The following is a 21,102-nucleotide window of genomic DNA, read 5'->3' as shown; positions in this document are numbered from 1 at the left end:
ACAGCTCACACAAGGCACCTCTGCCTCGATCCAGTCACGGCTGGATCGGGGCTTTTTTCGCTTATTTTTTGACCGGCAAACCGATCACGCGGCCAAGCAGGGCGGGTCTGGGCAGGTTCACCTGTGCGGCGCTGATCGCTGCGATTTTTTCCAGCGTAGCCGCAGCGAACGGTGCCGCATGCGGGCCCGCCAGGTCGACATGCAACAGCATCTGCTCATTGCCGGCCAGTTCCTTCTCGTCACCTGCCAGGTGCAGGCTGTGATAAAGGTGCAGGCGCTTGGCGTCGTGGGCGATCAGTTGGGTGTGCACCTCAACCTCGGCGCCCAGCTTCACTTCGTGCAGGTAGTTCAGGTGCAGCTCCAGGGTGAACAGCGAGTGGCCACTGGCTTCGCGGTTGTCGCTGTCCAGGCCCAGGGTGTCCATCAGCGCGTCGGTCGCGTAGCTGAAAATCAGCAAATAGAACGCGTCGCGCAGATGGCCGTTGTAGTCGACCCAGGCGGGCTGGACTTGGGTGGTGTAGGTGGTCAATGCAGGCATGTTGGGTATCCGTTATTCGGCGAAGGTCATGCCGTGTCTGGCCTTGGTGGTTTTCACCGCCTCCAGCACCGCCAACAGGCAATCATCACGGTAGCGCTCCAGCGCCGAAATGCTGTGTGTGCCCAACTGATCACGGGTGCCGTCGACCACATCATCGATCAGTTTGTCGGTCAGTTCCGGTGCCGGCAGGTAGGTCCACGGCAACTGCAGCGCGGGGCCGAACTGTGCCATGAAGTGCCGCATACCCGCATCACCGCCCGCCAGGGTGTAGGTGAGGAAAGTGCCCATGAACGACCAGCGCAACCCGGCGCCAAAGCGAATCGCATCATCGATTTCACCGGTGGTGGCCACGCCGTCATTCACCAGGTGCAGCGCCTCGCGCCATAGCGCTTCGAGCAGGCGATCGGCGATAAACCCAGGGACTTCCTTGCGCACATGCAACGCACGCATGCCGAGGGATTCATACACCTTGATTGCGGCCTGGATCGCCTCGGGCGCGGTTTTCTTACCGCCCACCACTTCCACCAACGGCAGCAGGTACACCGGGTTGAACGGGTGCCCAACCACGCAGCGCTCCGGGTGGGTGGAGCCCTCGTAGAACTCACTCGGCAGCAGGCCCGAAGTGCTCGAACCGATCAATGCATTCGGCTTGGCCGCTGCGCTGATCTTGCTGTGCAGTTCAAGTTTCAGATCCAGGCGTTCCGGGGCGCTTTCCTGGATGAAGTCGGCGTCTTTCACGCAGGCTTCGATGGTGCTGACAAAGCGTAGGCGGTCCTGGGACGCGCCCGGCGCCAGGCCCTGTTTCTCCAGGGCACCCCAGGCGTTGGCGACGCGTTTGCGCAGCGCCGCTTCAGCGCCGGGCGCCGGGTCCCAGGCGACCACATCCAGGCCGTGGGCGAGGGCGCGGGATACCCAGCCGCTGCCGATGACGCCGCTGCCGAGGGCGGCGAAGGTTTTGATTTCGGTGATAAAGCTCATGGGCGACGTTCCTAAGGGGGAGGTGTTTTTTCTGCAGGAGTCAGGTGGTGTTTCAGGCAATCAGCCGCGCTGGGTCAGGCCCATCTTGATTCGCCCTTCGGCGGGGGTCATGACCCGTGCGCCCAGGCGGCTGAGGATTTCGCTGGCGCGTTCCACCAGTTGACCGTTGGTGGCGAGCACGCCTTTGTCCAGCCACAGGTTGTCCTCCAGACCGACCCGCACGTTGCCGCCCAGCAGCACCGCTTGCGCCGCCATCGGCATTTGCATGCGGCCGATGCCAAAACCAGCCCACACTGCGTCGGCAGGCAGATTGTCGACCATGGCTTTCATGGTGGTGGTGTCGGCCGGCGCGCCCCACGGGATGCCCAGGCACAGCTGGAACAGCGGGTTGTCGAGCAGACCTTCCTTGATCATTTGCTTGGCGAACCACAGGTGGCCGGTGTCGAAAATTTCCAGCTCGGCCTTCACGCCCAGTTCCTGGATGCGCCTGGCGCCGGCCCGCAACTGCGCCGGTGTGGACACGTAAATGGTGTCGCCATCGCCGAAGTTCAGAGTGCCGCAGTCCAGGGTGCAGATTTCCGGCAGCAGTTCTTCGACGTGGGCCAGGCGGGTCAACGGGCCGACGAGGTCGGTGTTGGGGCCGAATTCCATGGGGTTCTCGCCGCCGCCGATCTCCAGGTCACCGCCCATGCCGGCGGTGAGGTTGACGATGATGTCGACGTCGGCCTCGCGGATGCGCTCCATCACTTCGCGGTACAGGGCCACGTCGCGGCTGAATTTGCCGGTGTGCGGGTCACGCACGTGGCAGTGCACCACCGTGGCCCCGGCCTTGGCCGCTTCAACGGCCGCCGCCGCGATCTGTTTGGGGGTGACCGGCACGTGCGGGCTTCTGGCGGTGGTGTCGCCAGCACCGGTGAGTGCGCAGGTGATGATGACGTCGTGGTTCATGGGACAGGTTCCTTACAGGCGTAGTGATGCCGTCCGCAGCCGCTGTCGGCTGCGAAGCGGTGAATGAACAGGGGTTATTTGGCGGTGAGTTGCAGGTTGGCGGCCGCGGGTTTGCCGTCGAAGGTAGTCACCCCTTCCAGCCAGCGTGCCTGGTCTTGCGGGTGATCCTTGAGCCACTGTTTGGCCGATTCCAGAGCGTCCTTGTGATCGAGCAGCGGTTGCATCATCCGGCTCTCGTCGGCGGCGGTGAACGTCAGGTTGGTCAGCAGTTTGTGCACGTTGGGGCACTGTTCGGCGTAGTTTGGCGCGGTGACGCTCCACACCGTGGCCATGCCTTCGTTCGGGCCCAGGGCATCGTCGCTGCCGCTGAGGTAGGTCATGGCGATGTTGACGTTCATCGGGTGCGGCGCCCAGCCGAAGAACACCACGGCTTCCTTGCGCCGCACGGCGCGATCGACGGCGGCCAGCATGCCGGCTTCGCTGGACTCCACCAGTTGGAACTTGCCCAGGCCGAACTGGTTCTTGGCGATCATCGCCTTGATTTGCGTATTGGCACCCGAGCCTGGCTCGATGCCATAGATCTTGCCGCCCAGTTCTTTTTCAAACTTGGCGATGTCGGCGAAGGTTTTCAGGCCCTTGTCCGCCAGGTAGGTGGGCACGGCGAGGGTGGCGCGGGCGTCTTCCAGGCTTGGTTTGTCGAGGACCTTGACTTGCCCGGCGTCGACGAACGGCGTGATGGTCTGGGTCATCAGCGGGTTCCAGTAGCCCAGGAACATATCCAGGCGCGCGTCGCGGATGCCGGCGAAGATGATCTGCTGGGAGGCGCTGGTTTGTTTGGTCTTGTAGCCGAGGCCGTCGAGCAACACTTGGGTCATGGCGCTGGTGGCGATGACATCGGTCCAGTTCACCACGCCCATGCGCACGTTCTGGCAGGAGGCCGCGTCGGCCGCCAGGACGTTAGTGCTCAAGATGGCGCTGGCGCTGAGTACGAGCACGCAGCGGTTGATCAGTCGGTTCATGGTGGATCCCTCGGCAGGTCGTTATTGTGGGGTCCGGCGTCTTTGTGCGCCGTGAGGCCAAGTTACGCAAGCCGGCGGGCGACAAAACGCACGGCGGCGACCCGCTCTTGCACTGGCGCGACCTGCCCCCTTGAATCCGCTTCTGAACGGGAGTATCACAGTGCCACGCTGCCCGTGCGACGAGAGCGCCACCATGTCCCAGGATTTCTACTTTTTGCTGATGCCGGGCTTCTCGGCCATCGGCTTTATTTCCGCGCTGGAGCCGCTGCGGGTGGCCAATCGCTTCCGTGGCGAACTGTATCGCTGGCACGTGCTGAGTGCCGATGGCGGGGCGGTACTGGCGAGCAATGGCATGTCGGTCAATGCCGACGCCGCGCTGGAACCCTTGAAAAAGGGCGCGACCTTACTGGTGGTGGCCGGTTTCGAACCGTTGCAGTGCGCCACTCCCGCCCTGGAACACTGGTTGCGTCGCCTCGACCATGAAGGCGTGACGCTCGGCGCCATAGACACCGGCGCCTGCGTGCTGGCGCAAGCCGGGCTGCTCGACGGCCACCGCCTGACCCTGCACTGGGAAGCCATCGACGCCTTCAAAGAGTCCTATCCTCACCTCACCGTGACCCAGGAACTGTTCGAGATCGACCGCCGCCGCATCACCTGCGCCGGTGGCACCGCGTCCATCGACCTGATGCTCGACCTGATCGCCCAGGCCCACGGCCCGGAGCTGGCGATTCAGGTGTCCGAGCAGTTCGTGCTTGGCCGCATTCGCCCGCGCAAAGACCACCAGCGCATGCAGATCGCCACACGCTACGGCATCAACAACAAGAAGCTGGTGCAGGTAATCGGCGAGATGGAACAGCACACCGAACCGCCACTGAGCACGTTGGCCCTGGCCGAGGCGATCAAGGTCACCCGGCGCCAGTTGGAGCGCCTGTTTCGCCTGCACTTGAACGACACACCGAGCAACTTCTACCTCGGCCTGCGCCTGGAAAAAGCCCGGCAACTGCTCAGGCAGAGCGACCTGAGTGTGCTGGAGGTGAGTATTGCCTGCGGGTTTGAATCGCCGTCGTACTTTACCCGCAGCTATCGCACGCGGTTTGCCAAGTGTCCGCGCGAGGATCGGCGACGGGAGGTGGTTTGACGGGCAATTATAGTTAATTATACTCACGACTATAATTTATAGTGCTTTCCATAATTGAGTATAAATCCATGTCCAAGCAGAGCGGCTTCGTATTCCGCCGGCCCATCCTGGCAAAAAGCATTGCCGACGGCCTGGTGGGGGCGGGCATCCAGGATTTTACCTCCGGCCTGTTTCTCGCGGCGCCGAGGCGTACGGGCAAAAGTACGTTTTTGCGTGAAGACCTGATCCCGGAGTGTCAGCTTCGAGGCTGGCTGAGCGTGTATGTCGACCTGTGGGCTGACAAAGAGCAGGACCCAGCCGAGTTGATCGCCAGCGCGATTGCCGCAGCGCTGGTGCCCTATGAAAAGGGCATTCGCAAGCTGGCAAAGAACATCGGGATCGATAAATTAAGCTTCCTGCGGACCCTGTCCTGGGACTTCAGCAAGCCGCAATTGCCGGTGGGCGCGACATTGACCCAGGCCTTGGAGCTGCTGCACCGCGCGGCGGAAAAACCGGTGGTCCTGGTGATTGACGAAGCGCAGCACGCCTTGACCAGCGAGGCCGGCATCAACGCGATGTTCGCCCTGAAGGCCGCCCGCGATCAGCTCAATCAAGGGCGCGACGAGGACGGCAGCGGGTTGCATCTGGTGTTCACCGGCTCCAATCGCGACAAGCTTGCCCACTTGGTCCTGGGCAAAAGCCAGCCGTTCTTTGGCTCCAGCATCACGCCATTTCCACTGTTGGGCCGCGAGTTTACCCAGGCCTACACCGCGCACCTCAATGCGCATTTGGCGCAGACCAACCAATTCAACGCGGCTGATATCGATGAGGCGTTCGAGCTGGTAGGGCGTCGCCCCGAGATGCTGCGCACCATCATTGGTGAAGTGGCGTTGGAGTTGGGGGAGGCCGGCAACCTTGGCCAACTGCTGCACAGTCGCGCCGAGTTGCTGCGTGCCGGTGTGTGGACCGAGTTCGAAAGCGCCTGGAACGCGTTGACCATCCCACAGCGCGCGGTGTTGCAGGTGATGGTGGAGCGTTCGCAACACAACGAACCGTTCGCGCCGTTCACCGACGCTACCCTCACGGCGGTCGGCAAGGCCTTGGAGGACATGGGCAGCGACGTGGTGCCGGGCACCCAGACCATTCAGGCGTGCATCGATGCGCTGCGCGACAAGGAACTGGTGTGGAAGTCGAGCCGGGGCGGGTATGCCCTGGAAGACAAGTCATTTGGGGATTGGCTGCTGCACAAGCGCTGAAGGGCGCCGCAGATCGGCTGTGGCGGTGCTTATTTTTTGAGCAGTGCCGAACAGGCGGCTTTGTAAGCCTCGTGCTGGTATTTGTTCAGGGTCGCGGGCAGATCGAAGGCGTGTTTTTTGTACTGCGCATTGAGGGTCTGCGGCGACAGCAAGGTCACTTCAACGCCATCTAGAAGCTGAAACACCCCTTCAATCTTGAACGTGGTCGGGCCACCGGCGAACTCGCCTTTCTTGCTGCGCTTTTTGATGGCGATGCGGGTGATGGCGTTGGCCTGCACAAAGGCCTTCACCTGGGCGGCGAAGGCTTTGACGTTGGCCGCTTCATCGTCGTCGCCCAGGGCGATTTTCTTGGTGGCCAGGGCGACGTGCGTCAGCGCCTGGTTGTCCAGGGAGGCGACGGCGATGATGGCTTCGCTGCCTTTGATTTCGATGCCGCAGATAGTCATGAATGGCCTTGGTTCAGGTTAAAAGTGACGGGATTGTCGCTTATTCCTGACCAATCGACTCCAAAAACTCCGACCGCTCGTCACTCATCCGCGCCAGGCAATCATTTTGCGCAATCGCGTAGGCCTTGGTGCCGGTGACCGCCGGGAAGGTGTCCACCGCGCAATCGGCGTCACGCAGTTTTTCCCATTTCTGCTGGGCGTCCTTCAGACGAGCGGTAATGTCCGCCAGCTTGGTTTTGTCGTGCCCATAGGTCGAACCCATGCGTTCGAGCAACGCTTGATAGTTATCCTTGAGCAATTGCTCGGCGGTGGTTTTGTTGTAGGTGGCGCATTCCAGGGTTTGTTTGTCGTTTTCGATGCCATCGCACGGGGTGCTGTCGGTGTCTTCAGCCGCGTGGACGCCGGTTGCGATGAGTGCCAAAGCCAGGAAAATCGATTTCATTGCGCCTTCTCATATCAGGTGATGGCCGAATTCTGGCTCAAGCGTAAGACAAAGAACAGTCGCCAGTCAGACCAGTCTTAACACCCTTTGTCGCGGATTGACGCTTTCGGCAATTCCCCTGTCGTTTTTGCACCCGGCTCTGTCGGCCCCTGGGCATATGCTGGCCCCAAAGCGCCGGCAGACGATTCGGCGCATGAATCGCCAATAAGGGGACGCCTGATGAGCCCAGCCGAGTTGCACGCCGACAGCATCGTTATCGACGGGCTGATTATTGCCAAGTGGAATCGCGAGCTGTTCGAGGACATGCGCAAAGGTGGCCTGACTGCCGCCAACTGCACCGTGTCGGTGTGGGAAGGGTTCCAGGCCACGATCAATAACATCGTTGCCAGCCAGACCTTGATCCGTGAAAACAGCGACCTGGTGATCCCGGTCAAAACCACCGCCGACATCCATCGCGCCAAGGCGCAGGGCAAGACCGGCATCATCTTCGGCTTCCAGAACGCCCATGCCTTCGAAGACCAGCTCGGCTACGTCGAGATCTTCAAGCAGCTCGGCGTCGGTGTGGTGCAGATGTGCTACAACACCCAGAACCTGGTCGGCACTGGCTGCTATGAGCGTGACGGCGGCCTGTCGGGCTTTGGCCGCGAGATCGTCGGCGAGATGAACCGCGTCGGCATCATGTGCGACCTGTCCCACGTCGGCTCCAAGACCAGCGAAGAAGTCATCCTCGAATCGAAAAAGCCGGTGTGCTACTCCCATTGCCTGCCGTCCGGCCTGAAAGAACACCCGCGCAACAAGTCCGATGAAGAACTCAAGTTCATTGCCGACCATGGCGGGTTTGTCGGTGTGACCATGTTCGCGCCGTTCCTGGCCAAGGGCATTGACTCGACTATCGACGACTACGCCGAAGCCATCGAATACACCATGAACATCGTCGGCGAAGACGCCATTGGTATCGGCACCGACTTCACTCAGGGTCATGGCCAGGATTTCTTCGAAATGCTGACCCATGACAAGGGCTATGCCCGCCGTCTGACCAGCTTCGGCAAGATCATCAACCCGCTGGGCATCCGCACCGTGGGCGAGTTCCCCAACCTCACCGAGACCCTGCTCAAGCGCGGCCACAGCGAACGCGTGGTGCGCAAGATCATGGGCGAGAACTGGGTCAACGTCCTCAAAGACGTCTGGGGCGAATAAGCCGGCGCAACCGCATCTTTTCCCCCGGCCGTCCGTGCCGGGGCATACCTGAGAATTTTCTGGAGTTAAGTTTCCATGGCCAAGATCGCCCCGCAATTGCCAATCGAAGTCGACAGCGAAACCGGTGTCTGGACCTCCGACGCCCTGCCGATGCTGTACGTGCCGCGCCATTTCTTCGTCAACAACCACATGGGCATCGAAGAAGTACTGGGCGTCGACGCCTATGCCGAGATCCTCTACAAGGCCGGCTACAAATCCGCCTGGCACTGGTGTGAAAAAGAAGCCGAGTGCCACGGCCTGGAAGGCGTCGCGGTGTTCGAACACTACATGAAGCGCCTGTCGCAACGCGGCTGGGGCCTGTTCAAGATCCAGGACATCGACCTCGACAAAGGCACCGCCAGCGTCACGCTTGAGCACTCGGCATTCGTCTATGTGTACGGCAAGGTCGGGCGCAAGGTCGACTACATGTTCACCGGCTGGTTTGCCGGTGCCATGGACCAGATCCTGGAAGCCCGTGGCAGCAAGATCCGCACCGTCGCCGAACAAGTCTACGGAGGCTCCGAAGAGGGCTTTGATTCTGGTTTGTTCACCGTCAAGCCGTTGTAAGCCGAGGACCGTGCCATGGCTTTCGAAGCAATGTTCCAGCCGATTCAGATCGGCAAACTGACTATCCGCAACCGCGTACTCAGTACTGCCCACGCCGAGGTGTATGCCACCGACGGCGGCATGACCACTGACCGCTATGTGAAGTACTACGAAGAGAAAGCCAAGGGCGGCATTGGCCTGGCGATCTGCGGCGGCTCCTCGGTGGTGGCCATCGACAGCCCGCAGGAATGGTGGAGTTCGGTGAACCTGTCCACCGACCGCATCATCCCGCACTTCCAGAACCTGGCCGACGCCATGCACAAGCATGGCGCCAAGATCATGATCCAGATTACCCACATGGGCCGCCGCTCGCGTTGGGACGGCTTCAACTGGCCGACCCTGATGTCGCCCTCCGGCGTGCGTGAGCCGGTGCACCGTGCCACGTGCAAGACCATTGAGCCTGAAGAGATCTGGCGCGTGATCGGCAACTACGCCCAGGCTGCGCGCCGGGCCAAGGCCGGTGGCCTGGACGGCGTGGAACTGTCGGCGGTGCACCAGCACATGATCGACCAGTTCTGGAGCCCGCGGGTCAACAAGCGTACTGACGAATGGGGCGGCAGCTTCGAGGGCCGCATGAAGTTCGGCCTGGAAGTGCTCAAGGCCGTGCGCGCCGAAGTGGGTGATGACTTCTGCGTGGGCATGCGCCTGTGCGGTGACGAGTTCCACCCGGACGGCCTGTCCCACGAGGACATGAAGCAGATCGCCAAGTACTACGACGACACCGGCATGCTCGACTTCATCGGCGTGGTGGGTTCAGGCTGCGACACGCACAACACCCTGGCCAACGTGATCCCGAACATGAGCTACCCGCCGGAGCCGTTCCTGCACCTGGCGGCCGGTATCAAGGAAGTGGTCAAGGTCCCGGTGCTGCACGCGCAGAACATCAAGGACCCGAACCAGGCCACGCGTATTCTGGAAGGCGGCTATGTGGACATGGTCGGCATGACCCGTGCCCACATCGCTGACCCGCACCTGATCGCCAAGATCAAGATGGGCCAGATCGACCAGATCAAGCAATGCGTCGGCGCCAACTACTGCATCGACCGTCAGTACCAGGGGCTGGATGTGCTGTGCATCCAGAACGCGGCCACCTCCCGTGAATACATGGGCGTGCCGCACATCATCGAAAAATCCACCGGGCCCAAACGCAAAGTCGTGGTGGTCGGTGCCGGCCCTGCGGGGATGGAAGCCGCGCGCGTGGCGGCCGAACGCGGCCACGACGTGACCCTGCTGGAGAAAAAAGAATTTATCGGCGGGCAAATCACCACCGCGTCCAAAGCGCCGCAGCGCGACCAGATCGCCGGCATCACCCGCTGGTTCCAACTGGAGCTGGCGCGGTTGAAAGTCGACCTGCGCCTGGGCGTGGCGGCCGATGCCGAAACCATCCTGGACCTGCGTCCTGACGTGGTCGTGCTGGCGGTCGGCGGGCATCCGTTTATCGAGCAGAACGAACACTGGGGCGCCGCTGAAGGCCTGGTGGTCAGTAGTTGGGATGTGCTCGACGGCAAAGTCGCGCCGGGCAAGAACGTGCTGGTCTACGACACCATCTGCGAATTCACCGGCATGTCGGTGGCCGACTTCCTGGCCGACAAAGGCTGCCAGGTGGAAATCGTCACCGATGACATCAAGCCGGGCGTTGCGATCGGCGGTACGTCGTTCCCGACGTACTACCGCAGCATGTACCCCAAAGAAGTGATCATGACCGGCGACATGATGCTGGAGAAGGTCTACCGCGAGGGCGACAAGCTGGTGGCGGTGCTGGAGAACGAATACACCGGCGCCAAGGAAGAGCGTGTGGTGGACCAGGTGGTGGTCGAGAACGGTGTGCGTCCGGACGAGGCCATTTACTACGGGCTCAAGGAAGGTTCGCGCAACAAGGGCCAGATCGACGTCGAAGCGCTGTTCGCGATCAAGCCGCAGCCGTGCTTGAGCGAAGCGGGCGAGGGCTACTTGCTGTTCCGCATCGGTGACTGTGTGGCGCAGCGTAATACCCACGCTGCCATCTATGACGCCCTGCGCCTTTGCAAGGATTTTTAAGAACAGTCGCGAGCGACAAGCTTCAAGCAGCAAGAAAGAGCAATGGGTGACCGGCTTTGACTTGCCGCTTGTAGCTTAAAACTTGCCGCTTGAGGTCGCCTCAATGTTGAACACCTTGCTGCCTATTCTCTTGTTTGCCGCCTTGGGGCTCGCTGTCCTCGGCGCGCTGCGTCGCGTCAACATGTGGCGCCGTGGCCGCGCGTCCAAAGTCGATCTGCTGGGCGGCCTGCTGGCCATGCCCAAGCGCTACATGGTCGATTTGCACCACGTGGTCGCCCGCGACAAATACATTGCCAACACCCATGTCGCCACGGCGCTGGGCTTTGTGCTGTCTGCATTGCTGGCGATTCTGGTGCACGGCTTTGGCCTGCAGAACCGGATCCTCGGCTATGCCTTGCTGCTGGCGTCGGTGCTGATGTTTGTCGGTGCCACCTTTGTCTACCTGCGTCGGCGCAACCCTCCTTCGCGCCTGTCCAAGGGCCCCTGGATGCGCCTGCCGAAAAGCCTGATGGCGTTCTCGGTGAGTTTTTTCCTGGTGACGTTGCCGGTGGCCGGGCTTCTGCCGGCGGACTTCGGCGGCTGGCTGCTGGCCGCGCTGTTGAGCGTAGGCGTGCTGTGGGGCGTGTCCGAAATGTTCTTCGGCATGACCTGGGGCGGCCCGATGAAACACGCCTTCGCCGGCGCCCTGCACCTGGCCTGGCACCGCCGCGCCGAACGCTTCGGCGGTGGCCGTTCCACCGGCTTGAAGCCGCTGGACCTGACCGACAAAAGCGCGCCCCTGGGCGTGGAAAAACCCAAGGATTTCACCTGGAACCAACTGCTCGGCTTCGACGCCTGCGTGCAGTGCGGCAAGTGCGAAGCGGCGTGCCCTGCGTTTGCTGCCGGGCAGCCGTTGAACCCGAAAAAACTGATTCAGGACATGGTCGTCGGCCTGGCGGGCGGCACCGATGCCAAGTTCGCCGGTAGTCCTTACCCTGGCAAAGCCATTGGCGAACACGGCGGCAACCCGCACCAGCCTATCGTTAACGGCCTGGTGGACGCGGAGACCCTGTGGTCGTGCACCACCTGCCGCGCCTGTGTGGAAGAGTGCCCGATGATGATCGAGCACGTGGACGCCATCGTCGACATGCGCCGCCACCTCACCCTGGAAAAAGGTGCCACGCCGAACAAGGGCGCCGAAGTCCTCGAAAACCTGATCGCCACCGACAACCCGGGTGGTTTCGCACCGGGCGGTCGCCTCAACTGGGCGGCGGACCTGAACTTGCCGTTGCTCAGCGACACAGGCAGTACCGACGTGCTGTTCTGGGTTGGCGACGGCGCGTTCGACATGCGCAACCAGCGCACCCTGCGCGCGTTCGTCAAAGTGCTGAAGGCGGCCAAGGTCGACTTCGCCGTACTCGGTCTCGAAGAGCGCGACAGCGGCGACGTGGCGCGGCGCCTGGGCGATGAAGCGACGTTCCAGCTGCTGGCCACGCGCAATATCCAGACCCTGGCCAAGTACAGCTTCAAACGCATCGTCACCTGCGATCCGCACAGTTTCCATGTGTTGAAAAACGAGTACGGCGCCTTCAACGGCAACTACCGTGTGCAGCACCACAGCACCTTCATGGCCGAGCTGATTGGCGACGGCGCCCTGAACCTGGGCCAGCACAAAGGCAACAGCGTGACCTATCACGACCCGTGCTATCTGGGCCGCTACAACGGCGAGTACGAAGCGCCGCGCCAAGTGCTGCGCGCGCTGGGCATCGAGGTCAAGGAGATGCAACGCTCGGGCTTCCGTTCGCGCTGTTGCGGCGGCGGCGGCGGTGCGCCGATCACCGACATCCCCGGCAAACAGCGGATCCCGGACATGCGCATGGATGACATTCGCGAAACCGGCGCCGAGCTGGTGGCCGTGGGCTGCCCCCAATGCACCGCGATGCTTGAAGGTGTGGTCGAGCCCCGGCCGTTGATCAAGGACATTGCCGAGTTGGTGGCCGACGCATTGCTCGAAGAGGCCGCGCCGGTCAAAACCCCGATCACACGCCCTGCCCAACAAACGCCTGCGGAGGTGCACTGATGAGCGACATTATCCGCCGCGACCCCCGTGCCGAATGGATCGCCCGTAACCGCCTGCACCCACTGCATGCGGCCATGCAACCGGTGCAACACAGCTGGATGGGGCCTCACGGCGTTGTCCGCAAAAACGTCCATGGCGTCGGTTTTATCGGCCCCAACGGCATCAAGCGTATCGACCGCAGCGGCGCCCAGCAGGGCGGCGCGGCCAAGCGCAGCGCGGCGGTGCAGGTGCAGTTGCCGCTGCATCAGGTGCCGGCGCCGGCGTTCTATATCAACGTGGTGCCCGACATGGTCGGCGGCCGCTTGAGCAGTCACGACCGTGACCTGCTCGGCCTGGCGCGGCAGCTGGCCGGCGACGACGGTGCGGTGCTGGCGGTGGTGTTCGGCGAACACAAAGAGAGCGCGTTTGCCACCGCCGGTGTCGACCGCTTGCTGGTGCTGGATGGCGCCGAGTTCGAGGGTTATTCACCAGAGCAACGTGTGCACGGCCTGCGGGCTGTGGATAACCAATTCAACCCGCGCCACTGGTTGCTGCCTGACAGCCGCAGTGGCGGTGGTGAGCTGGGGCGGCGTTTTGCCGCCAGCCTTAAGGAGCGTCCGGCCACGCGGGTGTGGCAGATCAAGGGCGATGAATGCATCGGCCGCGCCGGTGCGGGTCAGGAAGATTTGGCGCGGCCGTTGCCGCGCCTGATCCTCGCCGCGGTGGAATGTGCCGAACCGGTCAGCGACACGCGCCATGAAGTCTTGCCCGTGGAGTTATCCACAGGCCTGGCGCGCAGCCTGCCGCGTATCGAAGACCTCGGCGCGGTGGCGGTGGACCCGGCAGCGATTCCGATGGCCGAGGCGGAGTTTATTTTCTCCGGCGGCAACGGCGTGAAGGACTGGGCGCTGTTCCACCAGACCGCCGCCGCACTGGGCGCCACCGAAGGCGCGTCGCGGGTGGCGGTGGACGATGGTTTTATGGCGCGTGATCGCCAGGTCGGTGCCAGCGGCACCTGGGTGACCGCACGGGTGTATGTGGCCGTGGGGATTTCCGGGGCGATCCAGCACCTGCAAGGCATCGGTGCCTGCGACAAGGTGGTGGCGATCAACCTGGATCCGGGTTGCGACATGATCAAGCGTGCCGACCTGTCGGTGATCGGCGAAAGCGCCGCGATACTGCAAGCCTTGATCGATGCGGTCGAGGCCTACCGCAACGGCGCCAAGCGCGATGCGGCTTAAGCAAAGGATATGGCCATGACGACCAATGTAATCAGCCTCGTGTCCATCGGCGCCCACCCCACCTCCGGTCGCCCACGGCGCGCCGAGCAAGATGCGCGCGCGGTGGAACTGGGCCTGCAAATGGCTGGGGATAAGTTGCAGGTGCTGCACGCCGGCAACATCGCCGAGCCCACGTTGCGCAGCTACCTGGGCATGGGGCTGCCGCAACTGCATGTACTCGAACAACCGACCGGCGCCGATGCGCTGCCGGTGCTCAGTGACTACCTGCGCGACGCCGGTGCCCATGTGGTGCTCACCGGCAGTCAGGCGGAAACCGGCGAAGGTTCGGGCATGCTGCCGTTCCTGCTGGCCGAGCAACTGGGTTGGCCGCTGATTGTGGGCCTGGCCCAGGTGGAATCCATCGAGGCGGGCGTGGCCCATGTGCTGCAAGCCTTGCCGCGCGGTCAGCGGCGGCGCCTGAAGGTGCGTCTGCCGTTCGTGGCCACGGTGGATAACGCGGCGCCCAAGCCTCGGCAAAGCGCCTACGGCCCGGCGCAACGCGGTGAACTGGCGGCCCATGAAGTTGAAGTTGAACAAGACGAGTTATTCACAGCTGCGGTGCTGCAACCGGCCAAGCCCCGACCCAAGCGCCTCAAGGTGATCAAGGCCAAGAGCGGCGCCGACCGCATGAAAGCGGCCACGGCCAAAGCCAGTGGCGGCGGCGGGCAAGTGCTCAAGGGCCTCAGCCCGCAGGCGGGTGCCGAGGCGATCCTCAAGCTGCTGGTGGAAGAGGGTGTGGTGCGCTGATTTATCGTCGCCGGCCCCGCTGAGCCGAACGCCTGGAGGGGGCGGTGATGGCGGGGCTTGTTGAGGTGTAGCCGCTCACCGCAACGACCAGATCTCCTCCCCCAAAACCATTTTCAGTAAACAGGCTTCCCTCGAGGGCGCAGCCACAGGCTTACCCACAATCCCTGTTGACCCGTCTGTGGATAACCTGTTCGCGGTTGTCCACAACCCTTGCAGCTAAAGCCCTGCAGCCCTCTGTACGAAAAACAACCAAGCTAAATAACGGTTTTTGCTCGGGTTTTTCCGTTTATCCAGCCCGTCGGCCGCACCGACTTGCCCCCAAAGTCTGTTGGCGCTTCTGTGGATAAGATGTTTGCTGTCGCTTGCAGGCCTTATAAATAAAGGCGCTCAGAGTGTTGGTTAAAGTTTGATCAAATGCCTGCTTTTAACGACTTGATGGTGCGCAAAGCCTCGGTTTATGACGCTTTCAGCAGGTTTTCCACAGTGCCGTTGAAGTTGCCCCCAAAGTCTGTTGGTGCTTCTGTGGATAAGGTGTTCGCGCACAGCTGTAAGCCACGTCAACCGTGGGTTACGTGGGTTTGTTCAATAATTGATCAATCGTGCCGGAAACCGTGCAACTTGAATAAGTCACGGATTTTCTTCAGTTAATTTTGGGGGCGGGAAGCAGTTGCCCACAATTGCTGTGGGTGGCTCTGTGGATAAGTTGTTGGGCAACGGCTGGAGGGCAGGGTGATACAGGGTTGTCCGGGCTCTGGCTGTTTTTTGTACAGCCAAAACCCTGACAGTCGTAGCGTTACTCGTGAGCGGCGACGCCTTTGAGGTAAGGCGCGGGCGCTGCACCCAGGTTGCTGAGCATGCGCTCGCTGTACCAATCCACGAAGTTCACCACGCCGAACTCATACGTCTTGGAGTACGGGCCAGGTTGGTAGGCGGTGGAGTTGATGCCGCGCTGGTTCTCTTCGGCCAGGCGACGGTCCTGGTCGTTGGTGGCATCCCACACCTGGCGCATACGCTCCACGTCGTAGTCCACGCCTTCAACCGCGTCCTTGTGTACCAGCCACTTGGTGGTGACCATGGTTTCCTGGGCGCTGATCGGCCACACGGTGAACACAATGATGTGATCGCCCATGCAGTGGTTCCACGAGTGCGGCAGGTGCAGGATGCGCATCGAGCCCAGGTCCGGGTTCTTGATACGGCCCATGAGCTTGGCGCAACCTTGTTTGCCGTCCAGGGTCATCGACACAGTGCCTTTGAGCAGCGGCATGCGCACGATACGGTTACGCAGGCCGAAGCTGGCGTGGGCGTAAGGGATTTTTTCGGCATCCCAGGCAGCGGCGGAGGCGGCAACGTGGTCCTTGAACGCCTGATCGGCGCGTGGGTCGGTGACGTCGTCCCATTCCAGCAGGGTCTTCAACAGCTCCGGGTGCGACGCGTTGCAGTGGTAGCACTCACGGTTGTTTTCCAGCACCAGCTTCCAGTTGGCTTTTTCCATCAAGGTGGTTTGTACCGCCACCTTGGTGTTCTCCATGTCGTAGGGTTCCATGTAATGGTTCAGCGTCGACAGGAAATCGTCGATGGCCGGCGGGTTCTCGGCCAGGCTGATAAAGATGTAGCCGCCGGCGGTCTTCACGTTCACCGGCTTGAGGCCATACTGCTTCATGTCGAAGTCAGCGCCCATTTCGGTGCCGGCAAACAGCAGACGGCCGTCGAGCTCGTAGGTCCACTGGTGGTAGTGGCACACCAGCTTGGCGACTTTGCCTTTGTCGCTGGTGCACAAGCGCGAGCCACGGTGGCGGCACACGTTATGGAACGCATGCACCACGCCTTCGGCGCCACGGATCACGATGATCGGGTTCTTGCCCACTTGCAGGGTCAGGTAGTTGCCCTTGGTGGGGATCTCGCAGGTCATGCCGGCGATCAACCACTCTTTCTGGAAGATCTCCTGCATGTCGATATCAAACAGCCGTTCATCAGAGTAGAACGGCTGGGGCAGCGAAAAGGTGCGCTCGCGCTCTTGCAGCATTTGCGCGGTGGCCTTGCGTGCGGGTTCCAGCGGATCGCCCAAGCTTAAGGTTGCGGTGACGTCCATCGTATGTGTCCTCATGGCCATTCTGTGTGGCCGGCGAATAGTGGCTACGGTTGGTGCTATGCAAGGCGTAAAGAAAGCGTCTTTGTATGGAGCGAGTGTGGGGCCGACGGTGCGACGAACCTTATCCATGGGCGACATGGCCCAATCTGTTCCCGACGCGCAACCCCCTGTCGTTGGGGGCTGGTCGCGGTAAGTATGTGAATGTCGCAGATAGGTAAGTGGGTGGTTCTCGCGTTACGCAGAATCGCCACCATAAAGCCGAACATCGGCAGTGGAGAATCAGCATGTCCAATAGTTTCCTGAATCCAGTCACGACCCAGACCTGGGCCAATGGTCGGCACATCGTCCGTTGCGTCAAAGTCATCCAGGAAACCTGGGACGTGCGCACCTTTTGCTTCATGGCTGACCAGCCGATCCTGTTCTTTTTCAAGCCCGGGCAATTTGTCACCCTGGAGCTGGAAATCGAAGGCCAGCCGATCATGCGCTCGTACACCATTTCCAGCTCGCCTTCGGTGCCTTACAGCTTTTCTGTGACGATCAAGCGTGTGCCCGGCGGCAAAGTTTCCAACTGGCTGCACGACACTCTGCACGAAGGCCAGGAGTTGGCGGTGCACGGGCCGGTCGGGTTGTTCAACGCCATCGACTTCCCCAGCCCAAAGGTCCTGTACCTCAGCGGCGGCGTCGGCATCACGCCGGTGATGTCCATGGCGCGTTGGTTCTACGACACCAACGCCAATGTCGACATGACGTTTGTCCACAGCGCCCGCTCGCCCAAAGACATCATCTACCACCGCGAACTGGAGCATATGGCGTCGCGGATCGACAACTTCAGCCTGCACCTGATCTGCGAGAAGCATGGTCTGGGCGAGCCGTGGGCGGGGTATCGCGGTTACCTGAATCACAAGATGCTCGAATTGATGGTGCCCGACTTCCTTGAGCGCGAAGTGTTCTGCTGCGGTCCGACGCCGTACATGAGTGCAGTGAAGCGTCTGCTGGAAGCAGCGGGTTTCGATATGGCGCGCTATCACGAGGAGTCCTTCGGCGCCACGCCGCCGGAAGCGCGGGCCGACGCGGTGGAGCAAGCCGAGCAAGCGGCGGATGCGCCGGAAGTCGACCTGGCGGACCTGCATCAGGTGGAGTTCATTGCATCGGGCAAGAGCATTCGCGTGGCACCAGGCGAAACCGTGCATGCGGCGGCGGCCAAGCTGGGGCTGATGATTCCCAAAGCCTGCGGCATGGGCATCTGCGGGACGTGCAAGGTGATGAAGCTGGGCGGGGAGGTGGAAATGGAGCACAACGGCGGGATCACCGAGGAAGACGAAGCCGAGGGCTACATCCTGTCGTGCTGCAGCGTGCCGAAGGGTGATGTGCGTATCGAATTCTGACCACCGCTCGAAGCATCCATGTCCGAGTGCGATGCGACGCAGAGCGTCGCGGGCTGTATTCCCAGGCGGAGCGCGGGAACAATCTGTAGCCCACCGCTCGTTCCCATGCTCCGCGTGGGAATGCCTCCTGGGACGCTCCGCGTCCGGCTATCGGTGGCAATCGGCCATGTCCGAGTGCGGTGCGACGCAGAGCGTCGCTGGCTGTATTCCCACGCGGAGCGCGGGAACAATCTGTAGCCCACCGCTCGTTCCCATGCTCTGCGTGGGAACGCCTCCTGGGACGCTCCGCGTCCGGCGATCTTGGCAAGCATCCATTTCCATGTCCGGTGCAACGCAGAGCGTCGCGGGCTGTATTCCCACGCGGAGCGCGGGAACAATCTGTAGCCCACCGCTCGTTCCCATGCTCCGCGTGGGAATGCCTCCTGGGACGCTCCGCGTCCGGCGATCTTGGCAAGCATCCATTTCCATGTCCGGTGCAACGCAGAGCGTCGCGGGCTGTATTCCCACGCGGAGCATGGGAACAATCTGTAGCCCGCCACTCGTTCCCACGCTCCGCGTGGGAATGCCTCCTGGGACGCTCCGCGTCCGGCGATCTTGGCAAGCGTCCATGTCCGTGTCCGAGTGCGGTGCGACGCAGAGCGTCGCTGGCTGTATTCCCACGCGGAGCGCGGGAACAATCTGTAGCCCACCGCTCGTTCCCATGCTCCGCGTGGGAATGCCTCCTGGGACGCTCCGCGTCCGGCGATCGGTGGCAAGCGTCCATGTCCGTGTACGATGCAACGCAGAGCGTCGCGGGCTGTATTCCCACGCGGAGCATGGGAACAATCTGTAGGTCCGCCGCTCGTTCCCACGCTCCGCGTGGGAATGCCTCTTGGGACGCTCCGCGTCCCGCCTCGGTGCAAGCGCGCATCAGAACCAGGGCTGAATCTCTATAAGCCCCTTCATTCCTGCATAGTTGCGCGCACTTGAGTACCGCCAGTGCTCGGCGAGATCTACATACCCTCGCTTGACCGGGTTGTGATGGATGTAATCAAGCTTTTGCCGCATGACGGCCTCGCTGTAGACCAGTTCGGCATGTGACCCTTCCTGCCAAAGTTGATAGGCACGATCTTTCTTGTGTGCGCGTTTGCTGAAACGCAAACGCTGCAAAACACGCTCTGCGCCCCTGGTCTGTAGGTCGTCAATGATGGTGCGGGCGGTGAAGGATTTGAATTGGCTGACACACTTGCCCAGGTCAGGTGCCTGGGCAACGAAATGCAAGTGGTTTTCGAGGATGACGTAGCCATAAAGGTTTAAGTCTGTGTGGCGTTGTTGATAACGCCAGCACTCCAGGAGATGTCCCACGATGTAATCGCGGGTAAACAGCGGGAGCCATTCCAGAACGGTACAGGTCAGAAAGTGCGGCTTTTCGGGCTCTGTGATGGCGTAGCGGCTTCTGCCCATGGGTAGGTCCCTGAATCGGGGGGAGGCTTGGACGCGGAGCGTCCTGGGAATGATCGGCGTCGGAGGTCATGAGTCTCCGAGGCGAGCGTTAACGGTTACTGGACGTAACTATGCACAACGAAGTGCTGGCCTGGTGCTGTCAGTTCAGAGGCTTTGTCGTAGATTCGCAGCGTCCTCGATGGCTGCGGATAGTGTCGTCGCTTTGCAGGGTGGTGCCGTTGCTTTGATATTCCATGGGTTTGGCTCTCTTCTGGATTTCCGTTTCCAGCCGACTGGTTCGGCAGGCGGTTATCCCGAAAGAAGGCCACTGCAGCGGCCTTTTCCTTTCGGGCTCCAAGAGGCTAGTCAATGAAAACACAGTGCGCTGCTGGCAGAAATATCAAATGACAGACTCGGCAATCCGCCAGTGTTCGCCAGGTTCAAGCGCCCATCACTTCCCGAATATCAGCCGCTAATTCTCTTACCCGCTCTTCCTCGGTATCCCACGCACACATAAACCGTGCCCCACCCTTACCGATGAAGGTGTAGAAGCGCCAGCCTTTGGCCGTCAGCGCCGCGATGGCCGGTTCCGACAGTTGCAGGAATACGCCGTTGGCCTGCACCGGGAACATCAATTCCACGCCGGGAATATCCGCCACCAGGCTGCTCAGCAGCTGTGCGCAGTGGTTGGCGTGGCGGGCGTGCTTGAGCCAGGCGTCGTTTTCCAGCAGGCCCACCCACGGAGCCGACAAAAAGCGCATTTTCGAGGCCAGCTGGCCAGCCTGTTTGCAGCGGTAATCGAAGTCTTCGGCCAGTTTATGGTTGAAGAACAGAATCGCCTCACCCACCGCCATGCCGTTCTTGGTGCCGCCAAAGCACAACACGTCGACACCGGCTTTCCAGGTCAGGTCGGCCGGCGAGCAGCCGAGGAACGCGCAGGCGTTGGAGAAGCGCGCGCCGTCCATGTGCAGGTTCAGGCCCAGTTCTTTGCAGGTGGCGCTGATCGCACGGATTTCTTCCGGGGTGTACACGCTGCCGACTTCAGTGGCCTGGGTCAGGGTCACTACGCGCGGCTTGGGGTAGTGGATGTCCTGGCGCTTGAGCGCGATCTCACGGATTGATTCGGGGGTCAGCTTGCCGTTTTCGGTGCGGGCGGTGAGCAGCTTGGAACCGTTGGAGAAAAACTCCGGCGCGCCGCATTCGTCGGTTTCAACGTGAGCGGTCTCCGAGCAAATCACGCTATGGTAGCTCTGGCACAAAGACGACAGCGCCAGTGAGTTGGCCGCCGTGCCGTTGAAGGCGAAGAACACTTCGCAGTCGGTTTCGAACAGGTTGCGGAAACCGTCGGCGGCGCGGTGGGTCCATTCGTCATCGCCATAGGCGCGCTGGTGGCCCTGGTTGGCTTGTTCCATGGCGGCCCAGGCTTCCGGACAGATGCCCGAATAGTTGTCGCTGGCGAATTGTTGGCTCTTGTCAGTCATGGCCCATTCCTGTGGTCGATGTTGGTGCGCACTTTAA

General features: G+C 61.7%; 18 protein-coding genes. 9 read left to right on the top strand and 9 right to left on the bottom strand.

What is annotated here, in order from left to right; all coding sequences use genetic code 11:
• Positions 1-61 precede the first annotated feature (61 nt).
• From PSH59_RS23930 to PSH59_RS23915, 4 genes are all read right to left on the bottom strand, one after another.
• Entirely contained in the window at positions 62-538 is a 477-nt protein-coding gene (locus PSH59_RS23930) for a thioesterase family protein (RefSeq protein ID WP_248080416.1), read from the bottom strand.
• 12 nt (positions 539-550) lie between these two features.
• The gene (locus PSH59_RS23925; RefSeq protein WP_248080413.1) at positions 551-1,516 is read right to left on the bottom strand and encodes an L-carnitine dehydrogenase; all 966 of its coding nucleotides are present in this window, start codon (positions 1,514-1,516) and stop codon (positions 551-553) included.
• Between the two features lie 60 nt (positions 1,517-1,576).
• Entirely contained in the window at positions 1,577-2,464 is an 888-nt protein-coding gene (locus tag PSH59_RS23920; RefSeq protein WP_248080411.1) for a 3-keto-5-aminohexanoate cleavage protein, read from the bottom strand.
• Positions 2,465-2,538: 74 nt separating this feature from the next.
• On the bottom strand, positions 2,539-3,483 hold the full coding sequence (locus tag PSH59_RS23915) for a choline ABC transporter substrate-binding protein (RefSeq protein WP_248080408.1): 945 nt from the start codon (positions 3,481-3,483) through the stop codon (positions 2,539-2,541).
• Positions 3,484-3,676: 193 nt separating this feature from the next.
• On the opposite strand from PSH59_RS23915, the gene PSH59_RS23910 reads away from it, so the two are divergent.
• Positions 3,677-4,621: a GlxA family transcriptional regulator gene (locus PSH59_RS23910; protein WP_305393809.1), complete on the top strand. Its 945-nt coding sequence runs from the start codon at positions 3,677-3,679 to the stop codon at positions 4,619-4,621.
• Positions 4,622-4,689: 68 nt separating this feature from the next.
• Complete coding sequence (locus PSH59_RS23905; RefSeq protein WP_305393808.1) at positions 4,690-5,856, top strand: AAA family ATPase; 1,167 nt, start codon at positions 4,690-4,692, stop codon at positions 5,854-5,856.
• 29 nt (positions 5,857-5,885) lie between these two features.
• Here PSH59_RS23905 and PSH59_RS23900 read toward each other — a convergent pair whose 3' ends face one another.
• Positions 5,886-6,302: a DUF3010 family protein gene (locus PSH59_RS23900; protein WP_248080403.1), complete on the bottom strand. Its 417-nt coding sequence runs from the start codon at positions 6,300-6,302 to the stop codon at positions 5,886-5,888.
• A 40-nt stretch (positions 6,303-6,342) separates the two neighbouring features.
• The gene (locus PSH59_RS23895) at positions 6,343-6,744 is read right to left on the bottom strand and encodes a lysozyme inhibitor LprI family protein (RefSeq protein WP_248080402.1); all 402 of its coding nucleotides are present in this window, start codon (positions 6,742-6,744) and stop codon (positions 6,343-6,345) included.
• 219 nt (positions 6,745-6,963) lie between these two features.
• On the opposite strand from PSH59_RS23895, the gene PSH59_RS23890 reads away from it, so the two are divergent.
• The 6 genes from PSH59_RS23890 to PSH59_RS23865 all read left to right on the top strand — a co-directional run bounded on the left by PSH59_RS23890 (position 6,964) and on the right by PSH59_RS23865 (position 14,688).
• The gene (locus PSH59_RS23890; protein ID WP_248080401.1) at positions 6,964-7,941 is read left to right on the top strand and encodes a dipeptidase; all 978 of its coding nucleotides are present in this window, start codon (positions 6,964-6,966) and stop codon (positions 7,939-7,941) included.
• Positions 7,942-8,016: 75 nt separating this feature from the next.
• A complete protein-coding gene (locus tag PSH59_RS23885) occupies positions 8,017-8,547 on the top strand; it encodes a DUF5943 domain-containing protein (protein ID WP_305393807.1) in 531 nt (176 codons plus the stop codon).
• Between the two features lie 15 nt (positions 8,548-8,562).
• Positions 8,563-10,623, top strand: coding sequence for an NADH:flavin oxidoreductase (dgcA, locus tag PSH59_RS23880; RefSeq protein WP_248080400.1), 2,061 nt, complete (start codon positions 8,563-8,565; stop codon positions 10,621-10,623).
• 103 nt (positions 10,624-10,726) lie between these two features.
• Entirely contained in the window at positions 10,727-12,682 is a 1,956-nt protein-coding gene (gene dgcB, locus PSH59_RS23875; RefSeq protein ID WP_248080399.1) for a (Fe-S)-binding protein, read from the top strand.
• A complete protein-coding gene (locus PSH59_RS23870; protein WP_305393806.1) occupies positions 12,682-13,902 on the top strand; it encodes an electron transfer flavoprotein subunit alpha/FixB family protein in 1,221 nt (406 codons plus the stop codon). The genes dgcB and PSH59_RS23870 overlap by 1 nt, the downstream gene beginning before the upstream one ends.
• Before the next feature lie 15 nt (positions 13,903-13,917).
• Entirely contained in the window at positions 13,918-14,688 is a 771-nt protein-coding gene (locus PSH59_RS23865; RefSeq protein ID WP_248080397.1) for an electron transfer flavoprotein subunit beta, read from the top strand.
• 793 nt (positions 14,689-15,481) lie between these two features.
• Here PSH59_RS23865 and gbcA read toward each other — a convergent pair.
• Complete coding sequence (gene gbcA, locus PSH59_RS23860; RefSeq protein WP_248080396.1) at positions 15,482-16,777, bottom strand: SRPBCC family protein; 1,296 nt, start codon at positions 16,775-16,777, stop codon at positions 15,482-15,484.
• Positions 16,778-17,061: 284 nt separating this feature from the next.
• Between gbcA and gbcB the strand changes: the two genes are divergently transcribed.
• Positions 17,062-18,162 (top strand): hybrid-cluster NAD(P)-dependent oxidoreductase, encoded by a 1,101-nt coding sequence (gbcB, locus tag PSH59_RS23855; RefSeq protein WP_248080394.1) that lies wholly within the window; start codon positions 17,062-17,064, stop codon positions 18,160-18,162.
• Between the two features lie 909 nt (positions 18,163-19,071).
• Here gbcB and PSH59_RS23850 read toward each other — a convergent pair.
• On the bottom strand, positions 19,072-19,605 hold the full coding sequence (locus PSH59_RS23850) for a transposase (RefSeq protein WP_305393805.1): 534 nt from the start codon (positions 19,603-19,605) through the stop codon (positions 19,072-19,074).
• A gap of 419 nt (positions 19,606-20,024) precedes the next feature.
• Positions 20,025-21,065, bottom strand: coding sequence for a low specificity L-threonine aldolase (locus PSH59_RS23845; protein ID WP_017738442.1), 1,041 nt, complete (start codon positions 21,063-21,065; stop codon positions 20,025-20,027).
• Between the last annotated feature and the right edge of the window lie 37 nt (positions 21,066-21,102).

Origin of the sequence: Pseudomonas sp. FP2309 (assembly GCF_030687575.1) — a bacterium.
Classification (GTDB): domain Bacteria; phylum Pseudomonadota; class Gammaproteobacteria; order Pseudomonadales; family Pseudomonadaceae; genus Aquipseudomonas.
Note: the sequence above shows the minus strand (reverse complement) of the source record. Positions and strands in the feature narration are given on the sequence as shown.